We start from the raw sequence: 2,127 nt of genomic DNA on the forward strand, positions 1-2,127 counted from the left end.
ATGCATTTAACCAAGATTTTTATGATAAATATAGGATGCAATATTGTTCAAGAATATGTTATGTAATTGGAACTGACAACAGAATAATGGACAAATTCTTAATTACGGACTGGAAAAATAACCTAGCAAAAATATTAAAAGAATAAAAACTACTGCCAACACCGTGTATAATTCATTGCTCTTGTTGGTTAAGTCAAGGAAAAATTCTCACATAATTCACTATCTTTAAAACTCGGAAAGATTTGCTGGTTCAACCTTGCGCTTCTTTTCCCGCGGAATTTTCGCCGTAAACGGCTCATCCAAGCGCAAAGCGCTTCGGCTGAAATTCCGCAACAAATCATACACAATTACGTTGGGCACAATTAAAACCGAATGAATAGACTACTTACTTTACTTCTGACTATCTGTATATTTGGTTGTTGTGATAAACCAGAATTACTTGATAACGGACTAACAAAAAGTGTCAGTAATTTGACTGAATACACAATAAAAGTAAAACAAGACTCGACTGGAAATAGAGTTTTGGACACTTTAGTTAAGACAAAAAAAACATACAATAATCTTGATAAAATTATAAGCCGTTATCAATACAATATTTTCGCTGATGAAAATATCGATATCGATTTTTCTTATGACAAAGAAAGCAGACTGATAAAAGAAACAGTTGGATTATCTATAGACAGCGAACCAATAATTGTTTCTTACACTTATGAAAATTCAAAACTTAAAAGCTCGCAATCTAAGTCGGAATATGATGACTTCTACTCTAAACAAGTTGGGAATTATGAATATAGTTTTTTCGGAAATCTTAAAGAATCCACCTTATCTCAAATATCCATTGATAAAGAAACTAATGATACCATTACCAACACCTTTGAGATTAGTAATTTTAAAAGTGAATTGGCAACTAAAACAAAGCATATTGACTACTTAAAACCTGAACGGAATAGAACTCTGGAATATGAATATGATTGTGGAACACTAACAGAAATGAGAACATACAATCATACTGATTCGTTGATTTCAGCAACGAAATACGAATATGAATTGGACGAATATCAAAATTGGATTATCAAAAACTCGTTTGAAAATGGAAATCTGACTTTTATTCAAACTCGAATTATAAATTACAAATAACTGTGCCCAACAACGTGTATAATTAATTGCGGTAAGATGGCTAAGCAAAGGAAAAATTCTCACATAATTCACTATCTTTCAAACTCGGAAAGAATTGCTGGCTCAGCCTCGCGCTTCTTTTCCAGCGGAATTTTCGCCGTGAACGGCTCATCCGAGCGCAAAGCGCTTCGGCTGAAATTCCGCAACTAATCATACACAATTACGTTGTAAGTAATTTGAGAAAAACGCTAATCATATTAATATCATTGAGTTTTGGATTTTTATCTTGCAAGTCCGAAAAACGATATTCTGACTATAATGAGTCTGACTTTTATGAAGTGCAAGGCTTTATTGAATCGGTAAATCCAACAAGCGACCCATTTGACAGTCCGACTGAAAAAAATATTCGATTTAAATATTTCTTAGACCGTGACAATCCGATATCTGGAATGGAAAATGACTTGGAAATGTTTGAGGCCAAAACTGGATTTCCTTTAATTGTATTAGTTCATAAGGACGACGAAAATATTAGCTTTTATGGACGAGTTGGAATTTTAGAAAACTTGAATGCTAAAGAAAAAGAATTCTTAACTGAACATATTAAAAATCAAATGGAATTAATTGACCAAACTGAATCTGAATAAAAAACTACTTACAACACCGTGTATAATTAATTGCTCTTGTTGGTTAAGACGAGGAAAAATTCTCACTTAATTCACTATCTTTAAAACTCGGAAAGAATTGCTGGTTCAACCTCGCGCTTCTCTTCCAGCGGAATTTTATTCATGTCATAACTATTTTATATTTTGGTATTCATGAATCCTGTGGATTTCACCGTAAACGGCTCATCCGAGCGCAAAGCGCTTCGGCTGAAATTCCGCAACTAATCATACACAATTACGTTGTGCATAATTAAAATAACATTACGTTGAAGAAAATTCTATTTTTTATAACACTATTTATTTCATACTATTCCTATTCACAAATTTCTACAAGACATTTTATTGATGG

At 32.8% G+C, this 2,127-nt stretch carries 2 protein-coding genes; both read left to right on the forward strand.

Annotation, left to right across the window (positions count from 1 at the left end):
* Nucleotides 1-372: 372 nt before the first annotated feature.
* Entirely contained in the window at nucleotides 373-1,137 is a 765-nt protein-coding gene (locus ACU8DI_RS15260; protein WP_447113658.1) for a hypothetical protein, read from the forward strand.
* A gap of 215 nt (nucleotides 1,138-1,352) precedes the next feature.
* Entirely contained in the window at nucleotides 1,353-1,760 is a 408-nt protein-coding gene (locus ACU8DI_RS15265) for a hypothetical protein (RefSeq protein WP_447113659.1), read from the forward strand.
* The last annotated feature ends 367 nt before the right edge of the window (nucleotides 1,761-2,127 follow it).

It is taken from the genome of Psychroserpens sp. BH13MA-6 (assembly GCF_052983595.1).